The 23577-nt window shown below is 69.5% G+C and carries 25 protein-coding genes; 7 read left to right on the top strand and 18 right to left on the bottom strand.

What is annotated here, in order from left to right; genetic code table 11:
• Positions 1–265: 265 nt before the first annotated feature.
• The 6 genes from RYH79_RS15730 to RYH79_RS15705 all read right to left on the bottom strand — a co-directional run bounded on the left by RYH79_RS15730 (position 266) and on the right by RYH79_RS15705 (position 6589).
• Positions 266–1924, bottom strand: coding sequence for a VWA domain-containing protein (locus tag RYH79_RS15730; protein WP_370901053.1), 1659 nt, complete (start codon positions 1922–1924; stop codon positions 266–268).
• 76 nt (positions 1925–2000) lie between these two features.
• Positions 2001–2981 carry a SipW-dependent-type signal peptide-containing protein gene (locus RYH79_RS15725; protein WP_370901051.1) on the bottom strand — a complete coding sequence of 327 codons (981 nt, stop codon included), beginning with the start codon at positions 2979–2981 and terminating at the stop codon, positions 2001–2003.
• Between the two features lie 666 nt (positions 2982–3647).
• Positions 3648–3998, bottom strand: a complete 351-nt coding sequence (locus RYH79_RS15720; RefSeq protein ID WP_370901049.1) for a SipW-dependent-type signal peptide-containing protein — start codon at positions 3996–3998, stop codon at positions 3648–3650.
• A complete protein-coding gene (locus tag RYH79_RS15715; protein WP_370901047.1) occupies positions 3991–5214 on the bottom strand; it encodes a signal peptidase I in 1224 nt (407 codons plus the stop codon). Before RYH79_RS15715 ends, RYH79_RS15720 begins: the two co-directional genes overlap by 8 nt.
• A complete protein-coding gene (locus tag RYH79_RS15710; RefSeq protein ID WP_370901046.1) occupies positions 5211–5843 on the bottom strand; it encodes a hypothetical protein in 633 nt (210 codons plus the stop codon). Before RYH79_RS15710 ends, RYH79_RS15715 begins: the two co-directional genes overlap by 4 nt.
• Complete coding sequence (locus tag RYH79_RS15705) at positions 5840–6589, bottom strand: hypothetical protein (RefSeq protein WP_370901044.1); 750 nt, start codon at positions 6587–6589, stop codon at positions 5840–5842. Before RYH79_RS15705 ends, RYH79_RS15710 begins: the two co-directional genes overlap by 4 nt.
• A gap of 148 nt (positions 6590–6737) precedes the next feature.
• On the opposite strand from RYH79_RS15705, the gene RYH79_RS15700 reads away from it, so the two are divergent.
• Complete coding sequence (locus RYH79_RS15700; RefSeq protein ID WP_370901042.1) at positions 6738–7271, top strand: DUF7344 domain-containing protein; 534 nt, start codon at positions 6738–6740, stop codon at positions 7269–7271.
• On the opposite strand, the gene RYH79_RS15695 is transcribed toward RYH79_RS15700, so the two are convergent.
• Positions 7268–8119 (bottom strand): DUF8054 domain-containing protein, encoded by an 852-nt coding sequence (locus RYH79_RS15695; protein ID WP_370901040.1) that lies wholly within the window; start codon positions 8117–8119, stop codon positions 7268–7270. The genes RYH79_RS15700 and RYH79_RS15695 overlap by 4 nt on opposite strands.
• A 139-nt stretch (positions 8120–8258) precedes the next feature.
• Between RYH79_RS15695 and RYH79_RS15690 the strand changes: the two genes are divergently transcribed.
• From RYH79_RS15690 to RYH79_RS15680, 3 genes are all read left to right on the top strand, one after another.
• Entirely contained in the window at positions 8259–8537 is a 279-nt protein-coding gene (locus RYH79_RS15690; RefSeq protein ID WP_370901037.1) for a HalOD1 output domain-containing protein, read from the top strand.
• 283 nt (positions 8538–8820) lie between these two features.
• On the top strand, positions 8821–9459 hold the full coding sequence (locus tag RYH79_RS15685; RefSeq protein WP_370901035.1) for a DUF7344 domain-containing protein: 639 nt from the start codon (positions 8821–8823) through the stop codon (positions 9457–9459).
• Positions 9460–9585: 126 nt separating this feature from the next.
• Entirely contained in the window at positions 9586–9960 is a 375-nt protein-coding gene (locus tag RYH79_RS15680) for an ArsR/SmtB family transcription factor (RefSeq protein WP_370901033.1), read from the top strand.
• Positions 9961–9966: 6 nt separating this feature from the next.
• Here RYH79_RS15680 and RYH79_RS15675 read toward each other — a convergent pair whose 3' ends face one another.
• On the bottom strand, positions 9967–10599 hold the full coding sequence (locus tag RYH79_RS15675; RefSeq protein WP_370901799.1) for a DUF2270 domain-containing protein: 633 nt from the start codon (positions 10597–10599) through the stop codon (positions 9967–9969).
• Between the two features lie 517 nt (positions 10600–11116).
• Here RYH79_RS15675 and RYH79_RS15670 point away from each other — a divergent pair.
• Entirely contained in the window at positions 11117–11272 is a 156-nt protein-coding gene (locus tag RYH79_RS15670) for a hypothetical protein (protein ID WP_370901031.1), read from the top strand.
• Position 11273: 1 nt separating this feature from the next.
• On the opposite strand, the gene RYH79_RS15665 is transcribed toward RYH79_RS15670, so the two are convergent.
• A complete protein-coding gene (locus tag RYH79_RS15665; protein ID WP_370901029.1) occupies positions 11274–11600 on the bottom strand; it encodes a HalOD1 output domain-containing protein in 327 nt (108 codons plus the stop codon).
• On the bottom strand, positions 11597–11911 hold the full coding sequence (locus tag RYH79_RS15660) for a hypothetical protein (RefSeq protein ID WP_370901027.1): 315 nt from the start codon (positions 11909–11911) through the stop codon (positions 11597–11599). Before RYH79_RS15660 ends, RYH79_RS15665 begins: the two co-directional genes overlap by 4 nt.
• A gap of 416 nt (positions 11912–12327) precedes the next feature.
• Between RYH79_RS15660 and RYH79_RS15655 the strand changes: the two genes are divergently transcribed.
• Complete coding sequence (locus RYH79_RS15655; protein WP_370901025.1) at positions 12328–12588, top strand: hypothetical protein; 261 nt, start codon at positions 12328–12330, stop codon at positions 12586–12588.
• Here the strand turns inward: RYH79_RS15655 and RYH79_RS15650 are convergent.
• Entirely contained in the window at positions 12578–13651 is a 1074-nt protein-coding gene (locus RYH79_RS15650; protein WP_370901023.1) for a DUF7350 domain-containing protein, read from the bottom strand. The genes RYH79_RS15655 and RYH79_RS15650 overlap by 11 nt on opposite strands.
• 141 nt (positions 13652–13792) lie before the next feature.
• Here RYH79_RS15650 and RYH79_RS15645 point away from each other — a divergent pair, with 141 nt between their 5' ends.
• Positions 13793–14407, top strand: a complete 615-nt coding sequence (locus RYH79_RS15645; RefSeq protein WP_370901021.1) for a hypothetical protein — start codon at positions 13793–13795, stop codon at positions 14405–14407.
• Positions 14408–14572: 165 nt separating this feature from the next.
• On the opposite strand, the gene RYH79_RS15640 is transcribed toward RYH79_RS15645, so the two are convergent.
• The 7 genes from RYH79_RS15640 to RYH79_RS15610 form a co-directional block, all read right to left on the bottom strand.
• Complete coding sequence (locus tag RYH79_RS15640; protein ID WP_370901019.1) at positions 14573–15985, bottom strand: midas domain-containing protein; 1413 nt, start codon at positions 15983–15985, stop codon at positions 14573–14575.
• Positions 15982–17277: a signal peptidase I gene (locus RYH79_RS15635; protein ID WP_370901017.1), complete on the bottom strand. Its 1296-nt coding sequence runs from the start codon at positions 17275–17277 to the stop codon at positions 15982–15984. Before RYH79_RS15635 ends, RYH79_RS15640 begins: the two co-directional genes overlap by 4 nt.
• Positions 17274–17900 carry a hypothetical protein gene (locus RYH79_RS15630; RefSeq protein ID WP_370901015.1) on the bottom strand — a complete coding sequence of 209 codons (627 nt, stop codon included), beginning with the start codon at positions 17898–17900 and terminating at the stop codon, positions 17274–17276. Before RYH79_RS15630 ends, RYH79_RS15635 begins: the two co-directional genes overlap by 4 nt.
• Positions 17887–18702 (bottom strand): hypothetical protein, encoded by an 816-nt coding sequence (locus RYH79_RS15625; RefSeq protein WP_370901013.1) that lies wholly within the window; start codon positions 18700–18702, stop codon positions 17887–17889. Before RYH79_RS15625 ends, RYH79_RS15630 begins: the two co-directional genes overlap by 14 nt.
• A gap of 327 nt (positions 18703–19029) precedes the next feature.
• On the bottom strand, positions 19030–20739 hold the full coding sequence (locus RYH79_RS15620; RefSeq protein ID WP_370901011.1) for a SipW-dependent-type signal peptide-containing protein: 1710 nt from the start codon (positions 20737–20739) through the stop codon (positions 19030–19032).
• A gap of 104 nt (positions 20740–20843) precedes the next feature.
• Positions 20844–22271, bottom strand: a complete 1428-nt coding sequence (locus RYH79_RS15615) for a vWA domain-containing protein (RefSeq protein ID WP_370901009.1) — start codon at positions 22269–22271, stop codon at positions 20844–20846.
• 94 nt (positions 22272–22365) lie between these two features.
• A complete protein-coding gene (locus RYH79_RS15610) occupies positions 22366–23238 on the bottom strand; it encodes a SipW-dependent-type signal peptide-containing protein (RefSeq protein ID WP_370901007.1) in 873 nt (290 codons plus the stop codon).
• Positions 23239–23577 lie beyond the last annotated feature (339 nt).

Below are 23577 nucleotides of genomic sequence, written 5' to 3'. Positions count from 1 at the left end.
CGAACCGCCGTCACACGGCAGAGCCCGTGTCACGAGTCCCCAACCCAGGGGACGTCGTGATACGTCACGCCGTATCACGAGCCTCCGACTCGCGTCGGAGACGCCGTACGCGGCCGGCGGCGGGTCGACCCCGCCGCGTCCGCGTGGGAGACTGCAGACGCACACCTGGACCGTCACCGCCCACGCCGCACGACACCCCCTCTCACCCACGATCCCGGGTGTGCGTCGTTCGAACTGCTCGCGTCGTTCGCTCCGCCCGCCCGTCTCAGGAGTCGCTGGTCGCGTTCTCCTCCCGGGGCATCCCGGAGCCGTCGTTGTGGCGACACTGCTCGGTGTAGAACCCGATGTCGAACGTGGCGGAGTCCGTCTGGATCTCGTTGGCGTGGTCCACCGGGAGGTACCACCCGACCCCGATACACGACCGGACGTTCGCGTCGTAACACGCCCGCCCGGGTTCGTCGGTCGGGTCCAAGGGGAGCCCGGGCTGTGGCCCGATCGCCTCCGTCAGCTCTCGGAGCGACCCCTGGAACAACAGACGCTCACCGTCGGTCGTGGTGCCGCCGCCGGTGATCTCCGCCGTGATAGCAGACGCCGCCGCGGCCATCTCCTGGCGCACGTCGTCGTCACCACCCGGCGAGCTAGTGCCAGTGCCGCCGTCCTGGTAGACGAAGTAGGTGTCCGACGGCGTCGACGCGATGTCTCGCCAGAAGTCCGCGTCCGTGCTCGTCGGGTCGACGTCCAGCGCGACTACCTTGATCGTCACGCCGGCCACGTCCTTCAGGTCCGTCGCGGCGTCGCGGATGTTCTGGCGGACGGTGGAGTCCGGCGACGGTGCGTTGGTGAACAACACCGCGAACTTCTCGTTGCCGACCGTGCAGTCGCTCAGCGAGGTCTCGGCGAGTGTGAGCGCCTCTGCGACGTTCGTCCCGCCGGCCGGCGTGCTCGCCAGTGCGGCGTCGAGCCCGTCCAACACCAGCTGTTCGTCGTCCGTCAGCGGCTGCTCGATGGTGTCCTCGTCGGCGAAGGAGTTCACCGCGAAGCGGTTGTTGTCCGTGCTCCCCAGCGGCCCCGGCCCGAGGACTCCGTCGTCCGCGCCGTCCACGTCGTCCGTCGTGGTGACGATGTCGCGGGCGATCTCGTTTGCCGCCTCCGCCTTCGTGATCGTCGGGTCGCCGTCCGCGTAGACGGCGTCTTCCATCGACCCGGAGGTGTCGATGATGAGGTCCGCACACACTGGCTCTGACGCCTGGTCGAACACGTTGTCACAGTCCGCGTCGTACCAGACGCGGGTCTGCACCTCGTCGAGAAGTTCCACGACGCCCTCCTCCTCGTCGGGGTCGTCCGCCTCCGGCTCCGTCAGGCCGTTCTCGCTGGCGGACTCGAGCCCGCCGGACAGCCAGACGTACCCCGGGTTGTCACACAGCGCGAAGTCGAGCGTCAGTTCGCCGAAGTCCCCCGGCTTCACGTCGTCCAGGTCGATGCTCGCGGCGGGGTCGTCGTTGGCCGCGTCCGCGGACGCACACGGATCCTCCTCGTCCAGCGTCAGCGGCTTCGGGATCGACTCGTCGACGACTTCCGTGTTGTTCTGGAAGGTGGAGACGTTCTCGTTGCGGACCCAGAGCGGCCCGACGTCGTTCCCCAAGATCCCGGTGAAGTTGGTCGTGTCCATCGGGTTCTCCATCGTCACGTCCTCCTCGGAGATACCCTCCAGTTCGTCCGGCGACCAGTCGCTGTAGTGCTCCTCGTAGGAGACGACCATGTTCAACTCCCCCGCAGCGAGCTGGTTGCCCGTGAACTCCTCGCGGTCCGAGAAGTACGCGCTCGTCCCTAGTCCCGCGCCGGCGCTGGCGACCCCAGCGGTCCCGAGACCGGCGAGTAGTCGCCGGCGCGACAGTTCTAGTCCACTCGTGTCGTCTCGTGTCATCTGTCTGTTGTCTGTGTGCCGTCCTCACCCGACGGCGCTGGCGGTTGGCGTGTGGTACGCGTGGGGTGACTCCGGATCACGGCTGTGGCACGTCCGTCCGGTTCTGCCCGGAGCCGTCGTTGTGGCGGCACTGCTCGGTGTAGAACCCGAGATCGAACGTGACGGAGTCCGTCTGGATCTCGTTGGCGTGGTCCACCGGGAGGTACCACCCGAACCCGACCGCGTGGGTGGCCGGTGCCGCGCTGTAACAGTTCCGCCCGCTGCCGCCGGCGCTCGTCGCCGTGATGTCGCCCGGTAGCGGCAGTCCGAAACTGCCGTTCGTCGGCTCCAGGGTGTACTCCGCCAGGAACGTCCGGAGCGACACCGGACCGACCAGCGTCGACTCCTCCTCGTCGAGCACGTTGTCCTGGTCCGTGTCGTCCCAGACGATCACCTGGATCTCGTCGAGGAGTTCCACGACCCCCTCCTCCTCGTCGGGGTCGTCCGCCTCCGGCTCCGTCACGCCGTTTTCGGACGCCGACGTGAGCGCGCCGTACAGCCAGACGTAGCCCGGATTGCCACACAGCGTGAAGTCGAGCGTCAGCTCGCCGAAGTCTCCCGGTTTCACGTCGTCCAAGGCGATGCTGGCCGCCGGGTCGTCGTTCGCCCGGTTGCCGTCGGCACACGCCAACTCGGGGTCCAGCGTCAGCGGCTTGCCAGCCGAGCTGTTGACGACCTCCGTGTTGTTCTGGAAGGTGGAGACGTTCTCGTCACTGACCCAGATCGGCCCGACCTCGTCGCCCAGCAGCCCGGTGAAGTTGCCCGTGTCCGCCGGCATCTCCATCGTCACGTCTTCCTCGGAGATGCCCTCCATCTCGTCTTCCGACCAGTCGCTGTAGTGTTCCTCGTAGGACACCTTCATGTCCAACTCCCCCGCGGCGAGCTGGTTGCCCGTGAACTCCTCGCGGTCCGAGAAGTACGCGCTCGTCCCCAGTCCCGCGCCGGCGCTGGCGACACCGACCGTCCCCAGTGCCGCCAGTGCCTGCCGTCTCGACAGTTCGTAGCGCTCTCGTGTCATTGTGACTCCCCCTCGTGGGGTGGTCTCCCATTGTGGTAGTCGGGTGTTTGCTACTCGCAGGCTACTCCGGACCGAACGCACCGCTCGGTGGGCCCGAACGAGTCGTTCGAGCGGCGTTAGTCGCAGGATTACAGCCGCGAGCGGCGCTCTCGCCGCCGGTCCTCGTGAGGGCGTCTCGACAGGTCTCGGACTGCGTCCGGCGACTCGTGGCGGTGTGCGCGTCGCCGAACGGACGTTCGGCAGCTCGTCACTGCTGGTGAGTGTGTCCGACCGACTCACACCCGGCCGTCGACGAGTTCGCTCTCGACGGCGACTGGATGGCTCACTCTCGACGACGACCCCCCGACAGTCGGGGGACAGCGCGACAGGTTCCCTCGGCGCGGCGCCGGTCTCCGACCGCCCCGCGCACACCGGACGCGCCGCGCAGAGGCCGGAGGCTACCCGAGGCCCGACTGTCCCACGGCGACGGCAGACCGTCGAGCCGAGCGGGAACGGCAGACCGTCGGGCACGGGGGCCGCGGTCGATCCAGAGAACAGCGTCGTTCCCGAGTGCACACCACAGGGTAGTCACGAGCAGATCGGCAGACGCGCCGGCGTCGAAGCACGTCGGGTGGTCGGTCGTGCCGTCGAGACGACACCAGCGAGGAGAGTCCGCCCGCTCGTCGTTCAACCGACCGTTCGCACCGTCCGGGCCGTCGTCGCCATCCGCGTCGTCTCCACGACCACGAGCGGGTCTCCGCCACTGTCCTCGCCGCCGTCGGGGCGTTCGACGCTGCTCGGTCCGCCGTCGTCGTTGCCGGCCGTCGCCGTCGGTGTTCCCCCGTCGTTACCGGCGGTGGCCGTCGCCGTCCCGCCGTCGTTGCCGGCCGTCGCCGGGGCGTTCGCGGCGCCGAACTCCGCCTGGACCTGCTCCGTGTCCGTGAACGCCGCGAACGACGCGACGCCGGCGCCCGCCGACGCCGCCACCGCGACGGCCAGCGCCAGCGCCACGATCCGCCGCAACGGTGTGTCAGTCACCCCCCTCACCCCCGGCGGCGTAGTAGAACGTCAGGACGAACCCGACCGCCAACAGCCCGGCGACGAACGCCCCGACGCTCCAGGCCGACACACCCGTCTGGAACAACACCCAACCCGCGTAGCCAGCGAACGCCGCCGTCACCGCCGCCGACAGCCGTAGGTCCGAACGGGTGACGACCACCTCCGCCGGCGCCGCTGCCGTCTCGCCGCCGTCCGCCGCCGCCTGTGTCGTGTCCGTACTGCTCTCTCCGGTCGCCTCACCCCCTTCGGCCGTCTCGCCCCGCTCCGCGAGTTCCTCGCCGGTGGCCACGTCCGTGTCGGCCGTCGCGTGTCCGTCGGCCGTCGCGTGTTCATCGCCCGTCGCGTGCCCGTTACGCGCCGCGTGCTCGCCGTCTGTGGCGCGTGTCCCGTCTCCCGCTCGCTCGTCGTCTGCCTCGACGGTCCGGGCGCGCGGCGGCGGCTCGACTTCCGGCTCCGTCTCGCCGCCGTCGTCGCTCGGGTCCCCGTCCGGGTCCGCCCGTCCGTCGCCGCTCGGCTCCGTCGTCTCTGCCTCGCCGGTGGCTCCTCCGGTCGGGTCGATCCGCAGCGGCACCGAGCCGTCGTCGTCGCCGGGGTCGTCGTCGCCGGGACCGCCTCCGTCGCCGTTGCCGTCGTCGTCGTCGTCATCCCTGCCGCCCGTCCCGAGGGAGCCACTCCCGCCGTCGCTCCGGACGACCGACAGCAGTTCCGTCACGACCAACAACGTCAGCGGGGCGACGACGAACGACACGAACCCCGCGGTCGTCGAGCCGAACTGGACGACGTGGCCGACGAACGGCAGCGTGACGAGGACGCGCCCGATTATCTGATCACTCGCTACCGCCTGCGGGTCCGCCTCCTCGTTGGCGTCGCCCTTCGTCCGGAAGTACAGCTCCCCGTCCTGTGTGACCCGTTCGACGACCCGGTGTGTCGTCGGTAGCCGCCCGCCGTCGTGGCGGAACGTCACGATGTCGCCCGCCCCGATCCGGTCGGGCGGCACCTGTCGCACGATCACGACGTCGCCCGCGCCGATCGTCGGCTCCATGCTCCCAGAGACGACCGTGTAGCTCTGATCTGCGCCGACTACCGACGGCGCGGCGTACACCACGAACGGGACGAGGAGAGCCACCAGGAGGACCGTCCCGAGGACGTTCGCGATCGTTCGCAGCCGTCCCGTCGTGTCCGCGTCGTCACTCACGGCGACCACCCCACCGGTCTCGGTGTCGTGTGTCGGCACTGCCGTGCGCCGAACTGGAGCGTCGCCGCCGCGGTGCCGCCGTCGACGCTCGCGTCGGACGGCAGCGACCACGACAGCTCCACACAGCCGGCGACACCGTCCAGACAGTCGTCGCTCTCGGTCGTCGTCAGCCGGACCCCGTCGCCGAGCGCCGCCCCCAGTCCCGACAGCGACCCGTCGTAGATCGCCGTCGTCGCCGTCGCCGAACACGGCACCCGGGACGCCACCGACACGACGAGTTGGTCCGCGAGACGCGTCGACGGAGTCGTCGCCGTCAGCCACAGCCGCGCGGCACCGCCGGAGACCTGCCCGGCGGCCGTCACCCCACCCGTGTCACCCGGGGTCAGGTCGTCGAACGACACCGACAGCGTCTGGCCGTCCTCGAACGTCGTCGGCGGCGCCGGCGGCTCGCCGTCGGCGGTCGCGGCACCGACGGCCAGCCCGAGCGATCCGCTCGTGAACACGTTGCCGCCGACGACCTCTCGATCCGACAGGGTAGCGTACACGCCGGTCGCCCCCAGGAACCCCGTGCCGGCGGCGGCCGTCAGCGCCCCCAACAGCCGTCGCCGCGACGGTCCGTCGGCGGTCACGGCGACCCTCCGAAGGGGTTCGGGCTCCCGCACGGTACGCCCGCGAACACGAGATCCAGTCTCGCCTCGTCCGTCTGGACGTAGTCACCGACGTCTGCCGGCAGCGACCACGACAGTCCCAGACAGACGCGGCTCCCCTGCGAGAGACAGTCGGCGACCCGATAGCCGTCCGACAGCGCCGCGACCGTTCCGCGGAGACTGCCCTCGGCGACCGTCGGCTCGTCGATCCCCTGCGTGCCGTCACACGCACCCACGAGCCCGTCGTCGCGCCACACGACTGTCTCCAGGGCAGCCCCCAGCTCGCCGCCGGGTCCCTCGTCCGACGCCGCCGCCTCCGGGTCCGTCACGCCGTTCTCGGACTCGGTGAGCGACGGGCGGAGCCAGACGGCGACCCCCTCGTCGTCGTTCGGTCGGTCTGCCGCGAGCAGGCCGATGGCCAGGCGGCCGTCGTCGCCCGGGACCACGTTGCCGACAGTGACGACCGCACTCGCCGCCTCCTCGCGGTACGCCGGGGTCTGGTCCGGATCGAGCGCAGTCTCCGCGTCGACCGAACCGTCCTGTGTCGTCACGACACCGTCGTAGCGCGTGTACCACGCGACTCGGAGCCGTGTGTCGTCCGTGTCGCCGTCCGGGTCCGCGGCGACCGAGTAGCCCCAGGGTGACGACCGGCGGTCGCCTACCGCCGCGACTGTCGCAGTCAGTCCGCCCACCGCAATCAGGAGGCCGCGTCGAGTCTGCCTGTCCATGTGTGTGCTCCGGCGGCCCGTCGGGGGGGTCACGCCGTCGCCCGCTACGACCCCACTCGTCTTCGTTAGGCGCCAGCTACGGCCAGCTCCCGCCGAAGTAGCCGGCGTGTAGTTACTTCGGTGCCGGGCGTCCACCCGGCGACGAACCGTGCAGCAGTCCACACCCGCGCCCGTCGAGATCGAGCCGACGGAGGCGTACGAGCTCCTGGGCAACGACCGCAGACGGCGGACGCTCGTGCAGCTTCGCGCCGCCGGACGGTGTTCGCTCGCGGAGCTGACGGACGCCGTCGTCCGGCGGGAGACGAGCGAGCGTCCGCCGCCAGAACGGCTCCGCCAGAGCGTGTACAACTCGCTGCGCCAGACACACCTCCCGCGGCTGGCGGCCGCCGACGTCGTCGCGTACGACCGCGACCACCAGGTCGTCCGGCTGCGTCGCCGGGCGCGGGCGTTGGACCGTTACCGCCACGCCGCCCCCGGCGGGATGACGTGGGCAGAGTGGTACCGGAACGTCGCCGTCGCCGGGCTGTGGGGGCTGTTGTTGATCCACCTGGACGTGCCGCCGCTCGCGGAACTGGACGGGCTCGTCGTCACCGTCGTCTCGCTGGCGGCGCTGGCGGGTGTCGGTATTGCCAGAGTGTGGCACCGACGGTGGCTGTACCGCCGGCTCCTGTTCGACCGCTAGTCGTTCGTCTGTCTCGCTCGCTCGCCGTCCCGGGGCACCGGCGCCTCGAACAGTCGCGTCCCGCAGTCGACACAGCCACCGGCGACCACCGGCACGTCACGACAACACGACGGCACCGTCTCGCGCGACAGCGCCACCTGCCCCCGACAGTCCGGACACCGGTCCAGCCACAGCCGGAGCCCCGCGAGCACGGTCGTGCGTGCCTCGAAGTCCAACGAGCCCCAGTGGCTCGACCGACGGGCGACCAGGGGGGCGGCCGCCAGGTCGAGCCGAGCGGCCGTCGGAGACTCCCACTCCGCGACGGCAGTGTCGTCGACGAACGCTTCGAACTGCTCGGGCGACCGGCGGAAGCTCACCGCAGACGGCTCCACGTCCGGGAACTCCGCCAGCCGGAGCAGCGCGTCCGGGTCGGCCGCGGTGCCGAGCCGATCCGTCGCCGACTGCCACCGAGACCGGAACGGCGGCGACAGCTCGAGCTCGTCGTCCCCCTCCCCCGTCGAACGGAGGATCCCCGCGGCGACGAGCACGCGCTCGGCGTTCGGATCGTCCTCGTCGGACACCGTCGGGGCGTGGAACCACGCCCAGACCCGGTCCGGGAGGTACCGACGGGTGAGCGTCGGCGTGTACGGGACGGCGTACCCCCGGACGGCGACGGACGCGAGCCCGACGACGACGGTCGCGCCGCCGACGAGCGGCCACTGTGACGCGAGCGCGCCGCCGACGAGCGCGACCAACAGCGTGTTCAGTGCGGTACACGGACGACAACGGTTCTCTCCGGTGTGTTCCGGCGGACGAACCCTGCGTGCCAGACTCCGGAGTCGGGTCCGGAGTGATCGGTCGTGTGACATCCTCGGAGGAGAGAGGCGGGCAGTGGAGTTGGTTATGCAGTGGCTTCCCCGCTCGTCGCCGACGGCTCCGCCGGCCGGAGCCCCAGTAGTCGATAGTTACTTTATCGATGGGTAGTGAGTAGTCGAAGGGTAGACACGGATGCGAGATCCGAACGGGGCCAGACAGGAGGAGTCGACCGTCCGGGAGTGGGACCCCGGGACGGAGCTGACAGTCGCGGTCGTGACGACCGTCGCCGAACTACGTGGAACGGCGCCGGACGCGTTGACGCCGCTGTCGGAGGCGATCGATCCGGACGCCGTCCAGGCGTTGTTCGAGGGCGACGGCGACCCGGTCGTCCAGTTCGAGTACGAGGACTGTGTCGTCACCGTCGACAGCCGGAGCATCGCGGTGGTACCCCCCGAACACCGGATCGAGTGACACCGACCGTCTCTGGTACCGACGGGGAGCCGGCCTCGGACGAGACAGTGACCGACCGCGCGCCAGTTCGCGGTCGGGTCCGGTGAGTCGGCGTTCCTCCGTATCAAAGTCCACTCTGTACTCATTTCTCTACTCCGTTATCGATTTTTGTTTCGGAATCTGAACCACGAGTCTCCAGACAGTTCGAGTGGTGTTACCGTGACCCGGATTTATGTACCGGAACAGAGAATCTGCACACGCACACCTCCGACACACTCGGACCGTGTGTGAGGGAGGCGTCACGATGAGTACGACACCAGACGGCAGTGAGACTGGAGAAACGACTGCAGTCGGGACGGAGACGACGAGTGAGTTGGGATACGACGAGGCGTTCGGGCTGCTGAAGAACGGCAGACGGCGGGCAGTGTTGTCGGCACTCGCGGACACACCGGAGACGACGCTGTCGGAACTGGCGGAACGGATCGCGGCCGAGGAGAACGACACGGAGCCGACGCTGCTCACGTCGGCCCAACGGAAACGAGTGTACATCAGCCTCTACCAGAACCACCTCCCGAAGCTGGCAGACGAGGGTGTGATCGACTACGATCGCAGCCGGGGTGACGTAGTACGGCGGCCGCCGGCAGACCGGTTGATCGCGTTTCTCGACGGACTGGAAGGGCGTGACACCGACCCGGCGCTGGCCGACGGCCTCCGTCGCCGACACCTCTTGGGCGGGCTGGCGGCGACGATCGCGCTCGCGGGGACCACGTTGGCGCCCGCGACCGCGCCAGCCTGGACCGCGGTCACCAGCGGGTCGTTGTTGGCGATGTGCTGTGTCGAGCGAGTCGACTGGACACGGGTGGATCACACGCTGTCGGACGCTCGGCTGCCGTTGGCGGTGACGGTGGCCGTGACGCGGCTGTCGACGCTGTGGCGGCGGTGACGGCAGCCGCGACGCGGCGACACCGGAAGTTGTCCGTGCCTACGTGGCCAGTAGGCAACGCCTTCAGTCGGCTCGTGGTGCCGTTACGCGGCGGGTAACGAGGTGCCCCGGCGACCAGAGACGGGTATGAGCGAGTCACAGGAGCGACGGAGAGTCCCGACGACAGCCGTCAGGACGCGCCTCGAGGGGTCGACGACACTACCGGACGAGCGCGCAGCGGCCGTGCTCTCTGCGCTGGCCGACGACGACTGTCGGGCGATCCTCGCCGCCGTCCGCGACCGCTACCGGTCCGTCGAGGAGATCGCGGCCGCGACGAACGTGCCGACCTCGACGACGTACCGGAAGCTCGACCGACTCTCGGAGGCCGGACTGCTCCACGAGGGGAGTCGACTCCCGTGTGAGGGTCGCCCGCCGACGACGTACACGGCCGCGGTCCGAGACGTCCGCGTGGCCGTCGCCACCGAGGGTCCGGTGGTCAGGGTGTGGAGACGGCCGGAGTGACGGCAGCTACGCTCGCTCGTCGTGACGCAGTTCCTCGTCACCGTGCCAGGTCCGGGGTCTGAGGGCGACGACGACGGCCACGAGCGCGTAGCCGGCGACGACGGCCGTCACCACCACTCCGGACGCGTCGCCGACGGCGGCGCTGGCCGGCCACGGCTCCGCGACGAACGCGGTGACGCGGATCACCCACGCACCGAGCACGACGAACACGAGCGGGAGGTACATGCGTCGGAGTCGGTGCGCGACCGCTTCCTCCGCCGTCACTGCCGGCTCCGGAGAGGCGTACGCCGCGCTCAGCCGTTCGCGCCACCCCTCCGACGGCTCGCAGTCGGGGTCGAGTCCGGGTGCGAACACGTTCCGCTGGAGGTCACGCACCCGCGAGCGCCAGATGTCGTAGCCGCGGTAGCGGCGCGCCTCGACGATCAGGAACACCGTCAGCGCGGCGACGCCGACCAGAACGACGTAGTGGGGGTGTGACTCCGCCGAGAACGTCCACGTCAGGATCGCGGCGATCAGGATCACCGCCCAGTTGGTCGTCCGGTCCAGCCGTTCGCGCCAGAACTTCGTCCGGTGGAGCTCGCCGCGGTAGAGGTGCGCGAGCGCCGAACTCGGTCCCATCTGCTCGTCCAACAGTCCCAACCCAACGTCGTCGTCGCGGTCGCCGAGGCCCGGAGCGGTCCCTCCGGTCGCCGACTGCTCGCCGCGTCTCGTCTCTTCTCTCCCAGTCGACGGCCGCCCGTTCCGTCGTGTCGTCTCCCCTTCGGTCGACGATCGCCCGTTCCGTCGTGTCGTCTCCTCTCTCCCAGTCGACGGCCGCCCGTTCCGTCGTGTCGTCTCCCCTTCGGTCGCCGACCGCCCGTTCCGCTGTCTCGTCTCCTCTCCCCCGGGCAACGACTGCTCGCCGTCCGGCGCCGAGTCGGTAGCCTTGCTCGAACTGTCCACTTCTGACTCCGCCCCGTCGGTCATCGTACTCTACTCCAACCCGCCGAGGCTTACGGCTTTCGCCTCGCTGACCGCTCTGGTCGGAGGGGGCTCTAACCGATCGGAAGTGCAGTCTTGTTTCAGTACTACCAGGAGAGCCGACTCGCCACGGAGTTCTGTCACGGCGCTGCGTTAGATGTAGGGTTTATTACTACGAAGCGTGTAAACGAATACGATGCCGAGGGAGAAGCTGTTGACGGCGTGTCCGTTCTGTGGCTTGGAGGGTCGGGGAATCGATCCGGAGGTCCGGCACCGGACAGTGTGTACCCACGTCGAGGAGGTCCACCCCGGGCGTGTCGAGGAACTCCACCGCCCGACGGTCGACGAGTGAGCTACTGGAACACGGTCACCCGGCCGTCGCCACGAATCTCTACGAGCGTCCCGCGGTAGACGAAACGCATCGCCGCGGCCTCGACTCCGCCTCTCTCGAACAGGGCGCGTTCCACTGCCTCCACGTCGATCACCGACCCCAGCGGCGGGGTCGCCACCGCCGTCGGGTCGACTCCCTCGGCGGCCGCGACCCCGCCGATCACGACCGTCACGAGATCGGCGTCGTCCTCGGGGTCGAACGACCGACGTTCGACCGGGTGCCACTGTCGGCTGTACAGCAGGGACGGCTGTCCGGACTGGTCCACCTCCTCTTCCGGACTGTCGCTCACGCCGTCCCCCCGCGGGCCAGCGGCTCGTCTAGCACAGACGACGCCACGCCGATGTCGCTCGTCCACCCGATGCTGTCCCGGTCGGAGTCGTACGCGACGAACCCGGCGCCGTCTGGCTTCGGCACGTGGACGCGCCCGGTCGACACCGCTACCGTCTCGCGACCCGGGAGCTCTGCCTCGCCGACGGACGGTGCACCCGTCGACTCTCGACCCCCGAACGGCGGCCGCCGGCGCGCGTGTGCCAGAGCGTCGAACGTTCGATCCAGCACTCTCCGGTCGAGGCGGCTCCCGCCGTCACTGCTGTCTATCACTCGCGCCACCTTCTACCACGGTAAGAATTCTCTCGGTATACACTTTTCGGCAGGCTCGAACCATCAACGACGTGATCTGTGTTTCTCGCCGGCGCGCGAGCGGTGGTGTCAGCCTCGTCCGACACGCCCGCGTCGGTGGTCGGGTCGCTCGGGAGGAGTCGAGCGTCGTGGTCGTTCGTGGTGAGTCGGTCGAGCCCAGACGAGCGACGGGGACGCGTGGTCGGCTCCGAGGATCCGTGTCGAGCGTCGGCGGTCGACGACGAGGTGCTACACGAGCTCCGCGAACGGGGCGTCGCCGACAGAGCCCGACGACGACCGCGGTGACACCCGTGGACACCGAGCGCCGACACGCTAGTACTGCGTGAGCTGTACAAGAGCAGCGAAACTGTAGCGCCGCCGGCGGCGTACAGACGGACGTGCAGCCCAGTGTCGCAGTCGTCGACACCGGGGTTCAGGCGTTCCGGGTGGGCGACAGCGACGGCGTCCAGTTCCACCCGGAGTACGACCGCGAGACTGCAGCGTGGGTGATTCGCGGCAAGGAGTTCGATCCGGAGCGAGAGACGGCGCTGTTGGCGGAGCTCACAGACGACACCGTCGCGGCGGCCGCGCAGGCGAGTCTGGTGTTCGACAACTTCGTCGAGATTGCTGCTCGGGGTGGACGAGCGACTACAGCGTAAGCGTCGCGTCCGGCATCGGACCGGAGACACCGCCGAAGGCGGTCTCGTACCCCTCGTGGCGGGCAGTCTGTGGCTGGACCGTGACGGAGAGCTCGAGTTCGTCGCCGGACTCGACGCCGTCGACGACCGCGCCGTAGTGGTACGCCAGGTTCGGATCGAGCGTCCGTCGGAGTCGGCCGTCGAACACGGTGTCGCCGTCGCGCCGGAGTCGCCCCCGGAGCCCCATCGCCGGGATCAACATCCGGTTGTGCTCCGTCCGGGCGGAGACTGCGAGGTACTGGCCGTCGCCGTCGACGCCCGCCGGCGGCTCGTCCAAGACGGTGACGGCGAGGACCGCGTCGTCGCTCTCGACTGTGCCGCGGACGTTCCCCGGGAGTTCGCCGACCGCCGGCGCTCGGGAGTCCGGCAGCATCTCCATCTCCATCCGAGAGACAGCGCCGGGGGTCGCGGCTTCGTCGTCCGGCGTGATCTCGAAGTCGATCTCGTCTCTGTCCGCCCGGCTGTACGAGAACGGCAGTTCGACCGTCACGGGCTCGTCGAACCGTCCGCGGAAGCTCCCGGTCTTCCGGGTGGGAACTGCGCCGACGCTCAGCTCCACCGTGTAGTCGCCGTCGCCCGCCAGCCCGAAGTTGGCGCCGTAGTGGAACCCCATCGGCTGTGACAGCATCGGGTAGATCGCCTCCTGCGTGACGAGTTCGCCGTCGCGGTAGATCGCCGTCGACAGCCCCGTCTCCGGCAGAACTCTCCCCGTCTCCGGGTCCCAGACGCTGGCCATCAGGTGAACGTCGTCCTCCTCGCCGACCGCCGTCAGCGAGGTCTCGTCGCCGACGACGTTCCAGAACCGGTGGGCGTAGCTGTACGTCAGCCCGAAGGCGTAGTCACCCTCGCGGGCCGTCCCGACCATCGCCATCCCCTCGACGTGGCTGGGGACGTACACCCCGTCCGGACGGTCCTCCGGGATCGGCGGCTGGCCGACCTGTTCCGTCTCGAACCCGCCGAGACAGCCCGCGAGACCCACCGCCCCTACGGCCGCTCCCGTCCGGAGGAAGGCACGTCTGTCCATACGCTACGTTCCGCCGCCCGCGGGCAAGTGGATTCTGTTCTCGACCCCGCGCAGCACACGACCGCGTGCGCCCCACAGTGCCCCCTCCTGACATGTCACGCAGTATCAAACTTTACGTCGGATTCCTCCATACGCACTGACATGGCAACGGTAGACGAGACGGGAGTGCCACGAGACGGAAACGTCGTCGAACGAGTGACACACCTGGCGCAGCGTGCGAACTCGGCGTTCGCTGCCGGGAGCGTGGCGGTGCCGCTGGGGGTCGTCGCCGTCGCGGCGGCGCTGGGCTCTACCGCGGGGTTGTTCTACGCCCACGTCGCCGCCGGCGCGCTCTGGTTCGGCTTCGCGCTCGTGTTTCCGGCGGTCGTCGGCCCGGTGTTGGGTGGGTTGGACGACGACGCCGCCCGGAAGGTGACCCGGCGGCTGACGCCGAAGGTGATCTTCTTCGTGTTCGGCGCGAGTCTGGCGACGGTCGTCTCCGGCACGCTCCTGTTGAGCGGCGACGCCGGGCTGGCGTACGGCTACAGCGGCACCTGGCCGACGCTGGCGCTCGCGTCCGGGTGGGGACTGTTCTTCTTCGGGCTGGCCGTGCCCAACCGACTCCACCTCCGGGAGTACTACCTCCGGACCGCCTCCGACACGGACGAGTCGGCGCTGGCGTCCGTCGAGAAGAAGATCCTCGCGGTCGGACTGTTCGAGGCCGCCGCCATGCTCGGGATCATCGCGGTGATGTCCGGGCTCCGGCTCGGCGTGTGAGCCGTCGCTCGCACACCGTTCGACCGCCTCGGAACACGCCCACCGACCGGATCGACCCCGCGACGAGCGCGGCCACGTAGAGGGACGACAGCCAGACGAGCACGTTCCGCCGCGTCGCGCCCGGTGCGGTCCCGGGGAGTCGACCTCCCCCCCGGGGACGATCCATCAGGCGTCGCCCGTTCCCCGGTCGTCCCGGGTCGCCTCGGCTTCGGTCTCGCTCGTCTCCTCCTCGCTGCTGGCGTCGCCCGCCTCGGCCGTGTCGCCGTCCGTGTCGTCGACGCCGTCGGCAGCGTCTGTGCCACTGGAGTCGTCTGTCGCTTCGGCTTCCGAGTCGTCGGGCTCGCTCTCGCTCGTCTCCTCGGCGTCGTCCGCGTCGTCCGTGCCGTCCGCGTCGTCCGTGCCGTCCGCGTCTGTACCGTCGGATTCGTCTGTGGTCTCGTCGATCAGATCGTCCGTCTCGTCCGCGTCGGCACCACTCTCGGTCGAGCTGGTGTCGGCCGGGTCGTTCGGTGTGTCGTCGTCGGAGTCACCCGTCTCGTCGGACGTATCCGAGTCGTCAGTCGAGGCGTTCGCGTCGGCGGCGGCGTCGTCCGCGTTCGACACGTCGTCGTCGGGGCCGCCCTCGGGCACGGATTCGGTGTCCCTGTCCGACTCCGGATCTGGGTCGGTGCCGTCGTCCGGCGTGTCACCGGCGGTCGCGTTGCCGTCGCCGCCGTTCGGGTCTCCCGGGGCGGGGTCGTCCGTGGCTTCGTCGTCGATCTCGACCGTCTCGTTCCCGCTCGACCCGGGCTCGACCGTCTCGTTCCCGCTCGACCCGGGCTCGACCGTCTCGTTCCCGTTCGATTCGGGTTCGACAGTTTCGTTGCCGTCGGGTGCGATCCCGGCTGTCTCGTTGCCGTTCGACTTGGGGTCGACCGTCTCGTTGTCACCGATTTCGAGGTCGACCGTCTCGTTGCCGTTCGATTCGGGATCGATAGTCTCGTTCCCGTTCGACTCGGGTTCGACCGTCTCGTTCCCGTTCGACTCGGGTTCGACCGTCTCGTTGTCACCGATTTCGAGGTCGACTGTCTCGTTGCCGTTCGACTTGGGGTCGACCGTCTCGTTGTCACCGATTTCGAGGTCGACCGTCTCGTTCCCGTTCGACTCGGGCTCGACCGTCTCGTTCCCGTTCGACTCGGGCTCGACCGTCTCGTTCCCGTCCGAATCGTCCACGTCGTCTCCGACGGTTTCGTCGTCCGTCGGTTCGTCCGCGTCCTCGACGGCCGTCTCGGCCGTCTCGACTGCGTCCTCAGACTCGGAACTCTCGTCGGAGGCCGGTGTCGTCTCGTTGCCGACCACGTCGACCACGGGCAGTTCCGTCTCCTCGTCGCTCGTCGTGTCGTCGTCCACCGAGACGACGCCGAGGCCAAACGCCGAGACGACTGGCGTCGGTGTCGGGACGGGGGTGATCTCGACCGTGAGCGGCTGGACCGCCGTCTCCGTGTCGCTCACGAGCGCGAGACTGCCGAGGCCGGCACCGGCGGTCGCGGCCGCTAGAACCACCGCCGCCACGACCACCACCGTCACCGGTCGGCTCACGGTGCCCCCCCGTCGCCGTCCGACTCGTCCGACTCGTCCGACTCGTCCGACTCGTTCTTCTCGGTGTCCAGTTCGCCCTCGCTGTCGGCCTCCTCGTCGGCCTCCGACTCCGCGGGCGACGACACCGGAGTCACAGCAGCGTCCGTCGTCGTAGCAGTCGTCGTCTCTGTCGTCCCTGTCGTCTCTGCCGACTGCGCTGCGGTCGCGGCTGCGACGGCCTCCCGGGCGGCACTCGCCCGTCTCCGGCCGTCGAGCGTGACGTACACTGCGGCGAGACAGCCGAGTAGCCCGGCCGTCGCCGCACCGACCGCGACCGCGTCCGGCGCAGCGCCGACGGACACCTGGCCGTACACGTTCCAGCCAGCGTACGCCGCGAGCCCACCCGCCGCGAGCGCGCTCAGTGTGAGATCCGTCTCCGCGACCGACACCGTCGCCGGCTCCGACGCCGGCTCCGACGCCGGCTCGGCCGGCGGCGTCCGCGACGTGACGCCGTCGCCGTCCGCCGCAGTTCCGCTCGCCGTCTCCATCGCCTCCATCACGGTCGCGTCTGTCGTCTCCATCGCCTCCATCACGGCCCCGTCTGTCGCTGGCTCGGGTGGTCGGCGTCGGCCGCCGTCGGCCGTCGGAGCCCCAGTCTCTCGTGGCGTCACGACGGCCGCCGGGGGTGTGTCGGGAGCGTCCGTCGCCGGGTCGCCGACGGGCTCGTCCGTGTCGTCGTCCGCATCGCCGTCTGCGTCGTCACCGCGGCGCATCCAGCCGTACAGCTCCGAGCCGCCGAACAGGAGCAACGGCACGACGACGAGCGTGACGTAGCCGACCGGGGTGTTCGCCCAGAGGATCACGTAGCCGATCAACGGGATCGACAGCGTCACCTCGCCGAGCACGTCCCCCGGCGAGACGAGCCGGGTGTCCGGGTTCTCGTTGGCGTCCCCCTGCGTCAGGTAGGCACCGTCTACGACCTCGACCACGCGGTGGGTGGTCGGCACCTCGCGCCCGTTGCGGTACGTCACCACGTCGCCGACGCCGACGGCCGTGCTCGCGTCCACGATCACCACGTCGCCGGTCGACAGCGCCGGCTCCATACTCCCCGAGAGGATCACGAACCCGTAGTTCGCCCCGACCAACTGCGGCACTGCGAACACGACGAACGGCACCACCGCCGCGACGAGCAGGACCGTCCCCCCGATGGCCGCGATCCGCCGTGCCGTCTGCCGGCGGTCCGTCGCCGCCGACGCCGGCTCGTCGTCGTCCGGTTCACGCCCTCTGCGGGTCTCGCGCGTCTCGCGGGTCACTCGAACCACCCCGAGTCGGTCAGCGCGGCCGTCGGTGCCGACAGACACTGCTCGGCGGCGACGGTCACGGTCAGATCGGCGCTTGCAATTCCGACGAACCCCGCGGGGTCGAACCGTGCAGCCAGCGTCACCGGGGTGGCGACACAGCCGTCCGTTCGGCTGCCGTCGTCGACCACCAGCGGCGTCGCCTGCGCGAACCCGTACAGTGTGTCGTCGGCCAACGTCTCGGTCGGACTGCCGTCGGCCGTCGCCGTCGACAGCCGGACCCGGACCGTCTCCGTCGCCGTCGTCTGCGGCGTCGTCGCTCGAATCGACAGCGCGACCGGTCGGTCGAATCCGTCGACGGGCTCCACTCTGACGACCGTCGTCTCCGTCGCCGCCGCGTCCGTCAGTGCCACTGCCGGGAGCGTCACCGTCGGGCCGTCGACGACGCCGTCCGGCTGCGTCGGGTCGATCCCAGCGCCGGCGTCCGTCCAGTAGGCCACCCGCACGTCCAACTGCCCGGCGTCGACCGCGCTCTCGACCGTCTCGCGGTCCCGGACGACCGCGCCCGTTCCTGCGCCGCCCAGTGCCGCCGTCCCGGCCGCGACGCCCGCCAACAGCCCCCGCCTACTGAGTCGCATCCTCACCTCCGGTCGCCGTCTCGAACGGGCTGCCGTCGCCCGCCGGCACTGCCGCGAACACGGCGTCGAACCCCAGGGAGTCTCCCTGAGAGCGGTTCGTCGACGCGTCGTACGGGAACCGCCACGCCAACGACACACACCGGGGTGCGCCAGGCGTCAGCCCCGTCACGACGAGTACGCCCGCGTCGGCACCAGCGCCGCCAGCACCCAACGCCACGCTCGCGGGCTGTTCGGGGACGGTCACCGTCTCGGTGACGTCGACCTCACCGTCACAGGTGCCCAACGGCGAGCCGTCGCGCCACACCGTCACCAGGAGTTCGTCGTCGAGCTCACCGTCCGTCGCCGTCGTGTCGCCGGCGGCCTGCTCCGGCTCGACGAACTCCCCCTCGCCGTCGGCCGTCACCGTCGTCTGGAGGTAGATGTCGATCTCGTCCGCGAGCAGGTCGTCCGTCGCGGTCGTCTCCAGTCCGACGATCACGACGCCGTCGTCGCCCGGGAGCACACCAGACAACGAGAACACCGGGCCGTCTGCGGCCGCGGCGAGGTCGTCGACGTACGCTGGGTCCGTCTCCGGGTCGAGCGTCGCGTCGAGTCCGGGGTCGGTCGTGCCGTTCTGTCGCTCCTGGAAGACGCCGTTGTAGCGTTCGTACCAGGCCACCCGGACCACCGACTCCGGGAGCCCACTCGTCTGTGCGTAGCTGTAGTTCGTGAACCGTGGCCGTTGCCGTCCGAGGGTGGCCGTCCCGACCCCCAGCGATCCGAGTCCGACTGCGGCCAACAGTGTGCGCCGTGTGAGTTGCATGTTCCCTTCGCCGACTCGCGCCGGCGTCGGCCGGCCGTCCCGACCCAGTCTCGCGTCTGTCTCCGTTCGTACGTCGCTCCGGCCGGAGTTAGGTATACGCCGGCTACCGTCCGGTCCGGTCGCCGGGCTGTCTGCTGTCCGTCCGTCTCCCGCCGTCGAGGTGGCCGGCCGGGCGAGTGCGTCTCGCCACGGTGTCCGGCCCCGAGGCCGGGAGTGAGTGTCGCCTACGCCCCCGGTACGACGACCGTACCGGCGTGGAGGGCCGTGTCGGGGGACCAGTGTCGGCGTCGGCGACGGTGACGCCGAGATCACCGGTGACTCGCCGGATCAGGTCGTCACCGTCGGGCCGGAGCCGTCGTTGTTCCGGGCCTGCTCGGTGTAGAACGCCACGTCGAACGCGACGCTGTCGCCCTGCACCTCGTTGCCGACGTCGAACGGCAGTTCCCACGACATCGCCAGACAGTGCTGGATCCCTTCGCCGACGAACGGCTCGCGGTCCGAGTCCGTCGCCGGATCCGCGAACTCGTCGTACAGCGTCGCCCGGTTGCCGTCCAACGGGATCCCGTTGCCCGACGACAGTGCGGACAGTGCACTGTCCAGCGTACCCGACACGATCAGCCGCTCGGTCACGAACTGGCCCGCGAGCAGCCCGAACACCGCCGGGATGGCCGCCGGGTCGTTCACGTCGTAGAAGAAGTCCGGATCGTTGCCCGAACTCCCGGCCGCGCCGGCCATCGCCTGGAGTGTCGTCTCGTCGGCGCTCGCAATGGAGACGGTGTACAGGTCCGTTCCCGGTGCCGGGCTCGCGGCCCGCGCGTCGTCGGCGGCGTCCGTCGGTGCCACGGGCGTGTTCGGCCCCTGGCCCGCGAAGTTGGACCCGTCCGACAGCGTGATGTTGGCCGCCCGGACGCCCGCACGGCCGTTGGTCGCCAGTTCCCCCTGTGCGTCCTCGACACCCTCGCCGATGAACGTCCCCGTGGAGATGGACGGTGCAGTCGCGTTCGGGTCCGAGTCACCGTCGCCGTCGTTCGGTGTCGACGGCTCACTGCCCGTGACCACGTTCGCCAGCTTCTGTCGGAGCCCCGACAGCGCCGTGTCGATGAGGCTCAGGTCCGACGTGAGCGGCTGGAGCACGCCCGTCCGGGGCTCCGTGTCGTCTGTCCCCTCGCCGTCGAAGTAGGCGACGCCCACCTGGAAGTCAGTTCCCTGGCGGTCGAGGTAGTCAACGAACTGTCGTGTGCCGAGTTCCACGAGGTCGATCCGCGTGGTCTCCGGGTACGTCGTACCGTTCACCTGGATCTCGTCGTCGCTGACGATTCCGCCGTACTGGTCGTACAGCATCGAGCCGGAGAAGTCCAGCGTGAGCACGATGTCCGCTGGCTCCGTCTCGTCGCGGACGTTGTCACAGTCCTCGTCGTACCACAGCTCCACGTCGATGTTGCGTGCCAGGTCCGCGGCCTCCGTCTCGTCGACGGCTGCCTCGCTGTCCGTGTTCTGCCCTTCGCTCTCGGCGACGTCGGTCGCCTGCATCCAGAGGTAGCCCGGGTTGTCACACAGGTGGAGGCTGAAGGTCACCTCACCCTCGTCGCCCGGCTTCACGTCGCCGAGTTCGATCAGCGCCTCCTGTGGCTCCCCCGTCGTCGGATCCGTCCCGTACGTCGCCTCCGACAGCGGCGGGATGTTGTCACAGTCCAGGATGTCGACGTTGCGGCCGTTGTCGTCGTCACCCTCCAGGCCAGCGTCGTCCGTGTACCGCCGGACGCTACCGTCCGTCAGTTGGATCGACTGCTCGCCGTCCTGGTCGTGGTCCGGGTGTGCGTTGACGAACGTCGTCTCCCCGTCCGCGGTGTACGTCTGTTGCCAGTCGACGAGGAGGTCGAGTTCGCCCGCGACGAACTGATTGTTCTGGAACGTCTCCTCGTCCGCGTAGAACGCGCTCGTGCCGAGCCCGGCACCCGCCGAGGCGAGCCCGACAGCGCCGACGCCCGCGAGCACCTTCCGCCTGCTGAGTCGCCCGATTCCGTTGTTGTCTGTCATGTGTTGTGAATTGTCGATCTGTGTCGTGTCGTCCAGTCGGTCGGTCGTTGTTCGCTCGCGCGATTCGACCCGGGAGATCCCGGGGGGCCGTTCACCGGCCGTCGTCAGGAGGGTGGCGGAGTGTTGCGAGCCTGCGTCGCCGTCGCGGCGACGTCGAAACTCACGCTGTCGGACTGCGTCTCGTTGCCCGAGGCGAACGGGAGCTCCCACTCGAAGCCGATACACTGGGTCGTCATCGCCGGGTACGGCTGGACGCCGGCGTCGACGCGGGAGCCGTCGAGGGTGATCCCCTGGCTCAACTGGTCGAACACCTCCCGCATCGTCCCCTCGACGATCTTCTGTTCGCCCGCGAGCACGATGTTCGCAATCTGGGCGTACACCGTGTCCAGGTCGGCCGGGTCCGGCGCGACGAAGGCGTCGTCCGGGCTGGAGGCGATCTGCGTCTCCAAGAACGTCTCGTCGGCCCCGGTGCCCAGCGCGATCGTGAAGATCCGGACACCGGCGTTGCGTGCGTCCGCTGCGGCCGACGCGGCCGCACTCGAGTCGTTCGGCGAGCCGTCCGAGAGGACGATCATCACCTTCGAGGCACCCGCCGTCGCGTTCGTCCCGGTCGACAGTTCCGTCTCTGCCGTGTCGATCCCCGCGGTCATGTCCGTACCGCCGCCGTCGTCGTAGAGGTCGATCGCGTCCTTGACAGCCTGGTAGTCGGTCGTCAGCTCCTGGTCCAGGCTCGCGCCGTTGCTGAACGAGATCGCGGCCGCCTCGTCGGGAACCGAGAGGTTGTCGACGAAGTCCGTCGCCGCCGCGATCAGGTCGTCGATCTCGTCGGCCATCGAGCCGGAGGTGTCGCTGACGAGCGCCACCTCCAGTTCGTTGCGTTCGCCCGTCCCGGTCGGCTCGAACACGTTGTCACAGTCCTCGTCGTACCAGACACACACCTGGATCTCGTCCGGGAGTTCGCTCAGGTCGTCCGTGTCGGTCCCCTCGGCGGCGATCTCCGGGTCGTTCTGTCCGTTGTCGGCCTCGTCGGTGAGCGCGCCGGACAGCTCGATGTACCCCGGGTTGTCACAGAGGTGGACGCTGATCGTCACCTCACCCGTGTCGCCCGGCTTCACGTCCGAGAGCGTGAAGATCGGCACGCCGTCGCCGTTGACGAGGAACTCGTCGGCTTCCGGGCTACAGAACTCGAACGCCTGGTCGCCAGCCGCCTGGACGAGATCCGCCCAGTCTTGCATGTCCGCCGGCGACGGCGCTTGGTCGAGGAGGTACGTCCCCTCGTCGATCTCCTCGGCGTCGGGGTAGCCCATCGCCTGGATCTGGCTCAGACGGCCCGTACCGCCGGCGTACGTCGCCTTGTAGTCCAGCTTCAAGTCGAGCTCACCCGCGGTGATGTCGTTGTCTCGGAACTCCTCCTGGTCGGAGAAGAACGCGCTCGTCCCCAGTCCGGTGCCGGCGGACGCGAGTCCGACGGCACCGACGCCGGCGAGCAGTTTCCGTCGGCTGAGTCCCCCCAGCCCGTCAGTGTGTGTCATGTGTTGTCGTCGCGTGTGTCGACGGTGTCGTCGCCGTCGACCGGTGTGGCCGGGTGTCCGCCCGACCGTCGGCTATCGTCACTCCTCGGCCGGGTCAGACGGCCGTGTTGTTGAACGGGTCCGTGTTGTTCCGGCGTTGCTCCGTGTCGAACACGAGATCGAAGGAGAGACTGTCCCCCTGGATCTCGTTGCCGACCTCGTACGGAATCTCCAACAGGAGGTAGAACACGTACGGCTCGCCGTCGACACCGCCGACCGCGACCGGCACGCCCTGGTCGTCTCTGACGATGTAGCCGCCGTTGGCCGTGTCCAAGATCGCGTTCGCCTCCCGAGCGGTGGTGTGGTGTTGGTCGCTGTCGACGACACCGCCGGTGTCCGGCTGTGCGTACTGGAGCCCCAGGAGGTCACTCGCGTTGTTGAACACGGGGTCCAGGTTCGTGAGGTCGGTCCGCGTCCCGCCCGCAGAGCCGTCCACCGGGCCGGCGTAGTCCTGCCACACCGTCGACAGGAGGAACTGGCCCAGGTCCGCGCTGTTGTTCGTGTCGCCTTCCGCCGCCTGCTCCGGCTCGGGGTTCGCGCCGCCCGCCTCCGCGAACTCCTCCGTGCTCACCTGCACGTAGCCGGGGTTGTCGAGAACGTCGATCTCACAGCAGACGATCCCCCAGTCGCCCGGCTTGGCGTCGTCGACCACGAGGCCGACGGCGGCGTCCTGGCCGTCGGCGGTCGTCGACGCGCCGAGTTCGAAAGACGTCTGATTCGCCCAGTAGTCGTTCGCGGCCACGACGGTCGCGGTCACGGACATGTCGAGTGTGCCCGCGGTGATGCTGTTGTTCTCGAGTTCTTCCGTGTCGGAGAAGAACGCGCTCGTACCCAGTCCAGCGCCCGCGGAGGCGAGGCCCACGGCACCGAGGCCGGCGAGCATCTTCCGCCGCGAGAGGTCGTACAGTCGGGGTTCGTCGTCTGTCATAGTCGGTCACCCGGCGGCCGTCCGTCCGACCGTCTCGGGATACTCGTCTCCTGGATGGGGTCGAGGTTAGCTATGAGCCGGTTCAGCCCGCTGCATCCGCCCGGTGACACCGTGAAACGTCTCGTGACACCCGTTTGGGGGCCGCCGTACCGCTCTGTGGTGGTGTGCGAGCCGGGCGACGGGCCCTCGCCTACCGGGTCGTCGCCAGGGCCTTCGGGCCGTTAGGCCCCGCCTACCGGGCGCGTACGGCCGTCTCGCCGCCGTGAACGGTCACCCCGCCGCTCGACAGTGCTCGGCGAACCACCGCGACGGTCCACTCCGTCGGGTCGGAGCCGAGCC

It is taken from the genome of Halobaculum sp. MBLA0143 (genome assembly GCF_041361465.1).
Taxonomy (GTDB): Archaea; Halobacteriota; Halobacteria; order Halobacteriales; family Haloferacaceae; genus JAHENP01.
This window is presented reverse-complemented; position numbering and strand designations above follow the sequence as displayed.

Bases quoted from the DNA above. Each gene is read 5' to 3' on its own strand.
- RYH79_RS15615 (WP_370901009.1), bottom strand. From the start codon at position 22,271: ATGACACACACTGACGGGCTGGGGGGACTCAGCCGACGGAAACTGCTC.
- RYH79_RS15685 (WP_370901035.1), top strand. From the start codon at position 8,821: ATGAGTACGACACCAGACGGCAGTGAGACTGGAGAAACGACTGCAGTC.
- RYH79_RS15690 (WP_370901037.1), top strand. From the start codon at position 8,259: ATGCGAGATCCGAACGGGGCCAGACAGGAGGAGTCGACCGTCCGGGAG.
- RYH79_RS15610 (WP_370901007.1), bottom strand. From the start codon at position 23,238: ATGACAGACGACGAACCCCGACTGTACGACCTCTCGCGGCGGAAGATG.
- RYH79_RS15630 (WP_370901015.1), bottom strand. From the start codon at position 17,900: ATGCGACTCAGTAGGCGGGGGCTGTTGGCGGGCGTCGCGGCCGGGACG.
- RYH79_RS15625 (WP_370901013.1), bottom strand. From the start codon at position 18,702: ATGCAACTCACACGGCGCACACTGTTGGCCGCAGTCGGACTCGGATCG.
- RYH79_RS15645 (WP_370901021.1), top strand. From the start codon at position 13,793: ATGGCAACGGTAGACGAGACGGGAGTGCCACGAGACGGAAACGTCGTC.
- RYH79_RS15725 (WP_370901051.1), bottom strand. From the start codon at position 2,981: ATGACACGAGAGCGCTACGAACTGTCGAGACGGCAGGCACTGGCGGCA.
- RYH79_RS15650 (WP_370901023.1), bottom strand. From the start codon at position 13,651: ATGGACAGACGTGCCTTCCTCCGGACGGGAGCGGCCGTAGGGGCGGTG.
- RYH79_RS15670 (WP_370901031.1), top strand. From the start codon at position 11,117: ATGCCGAGGGAGAAGCTGTTGACGGCGTGTCCGTTCTGTGGCTTGGAG.
- RYH79_RS15620 (WP_370901011.1), bottom strand. From the start codon at position 20,739: ATGACAGACAACAACGGAATCGGGCGACTCAGCAGGCGGAAGGTGCTC.
- RYH79_RS15680 (WP_370901033.1), top strand. From the start codon at position 9,586: ATGAGCGAGTCACAGGAGCGACGGAGAGTCCCGACGACAGCCGTCAGG.
- RYH79_RS15695 (WP_370901040.1), bottom strand. From the start codon at position 8,119: ATGTCACACGACCGATCACTCCGGACCCGACTCCGGAGTCTGGCACGC.
- RYH79_RS15705 (WP_370901044.1), bottom strand. From the start codon at position 6,589: ATGGACAGGCAGACTCGACGCGGCCTCCTGATTGCGGTGGGCGGACTG.
- RYH79_RS15730 (WP_370901053.1), bottom strand. From the start codon at position 1,924: ATGACACGAGACGACACGAGTGGACTAGAACTGTCGCGCCGGCGACTA.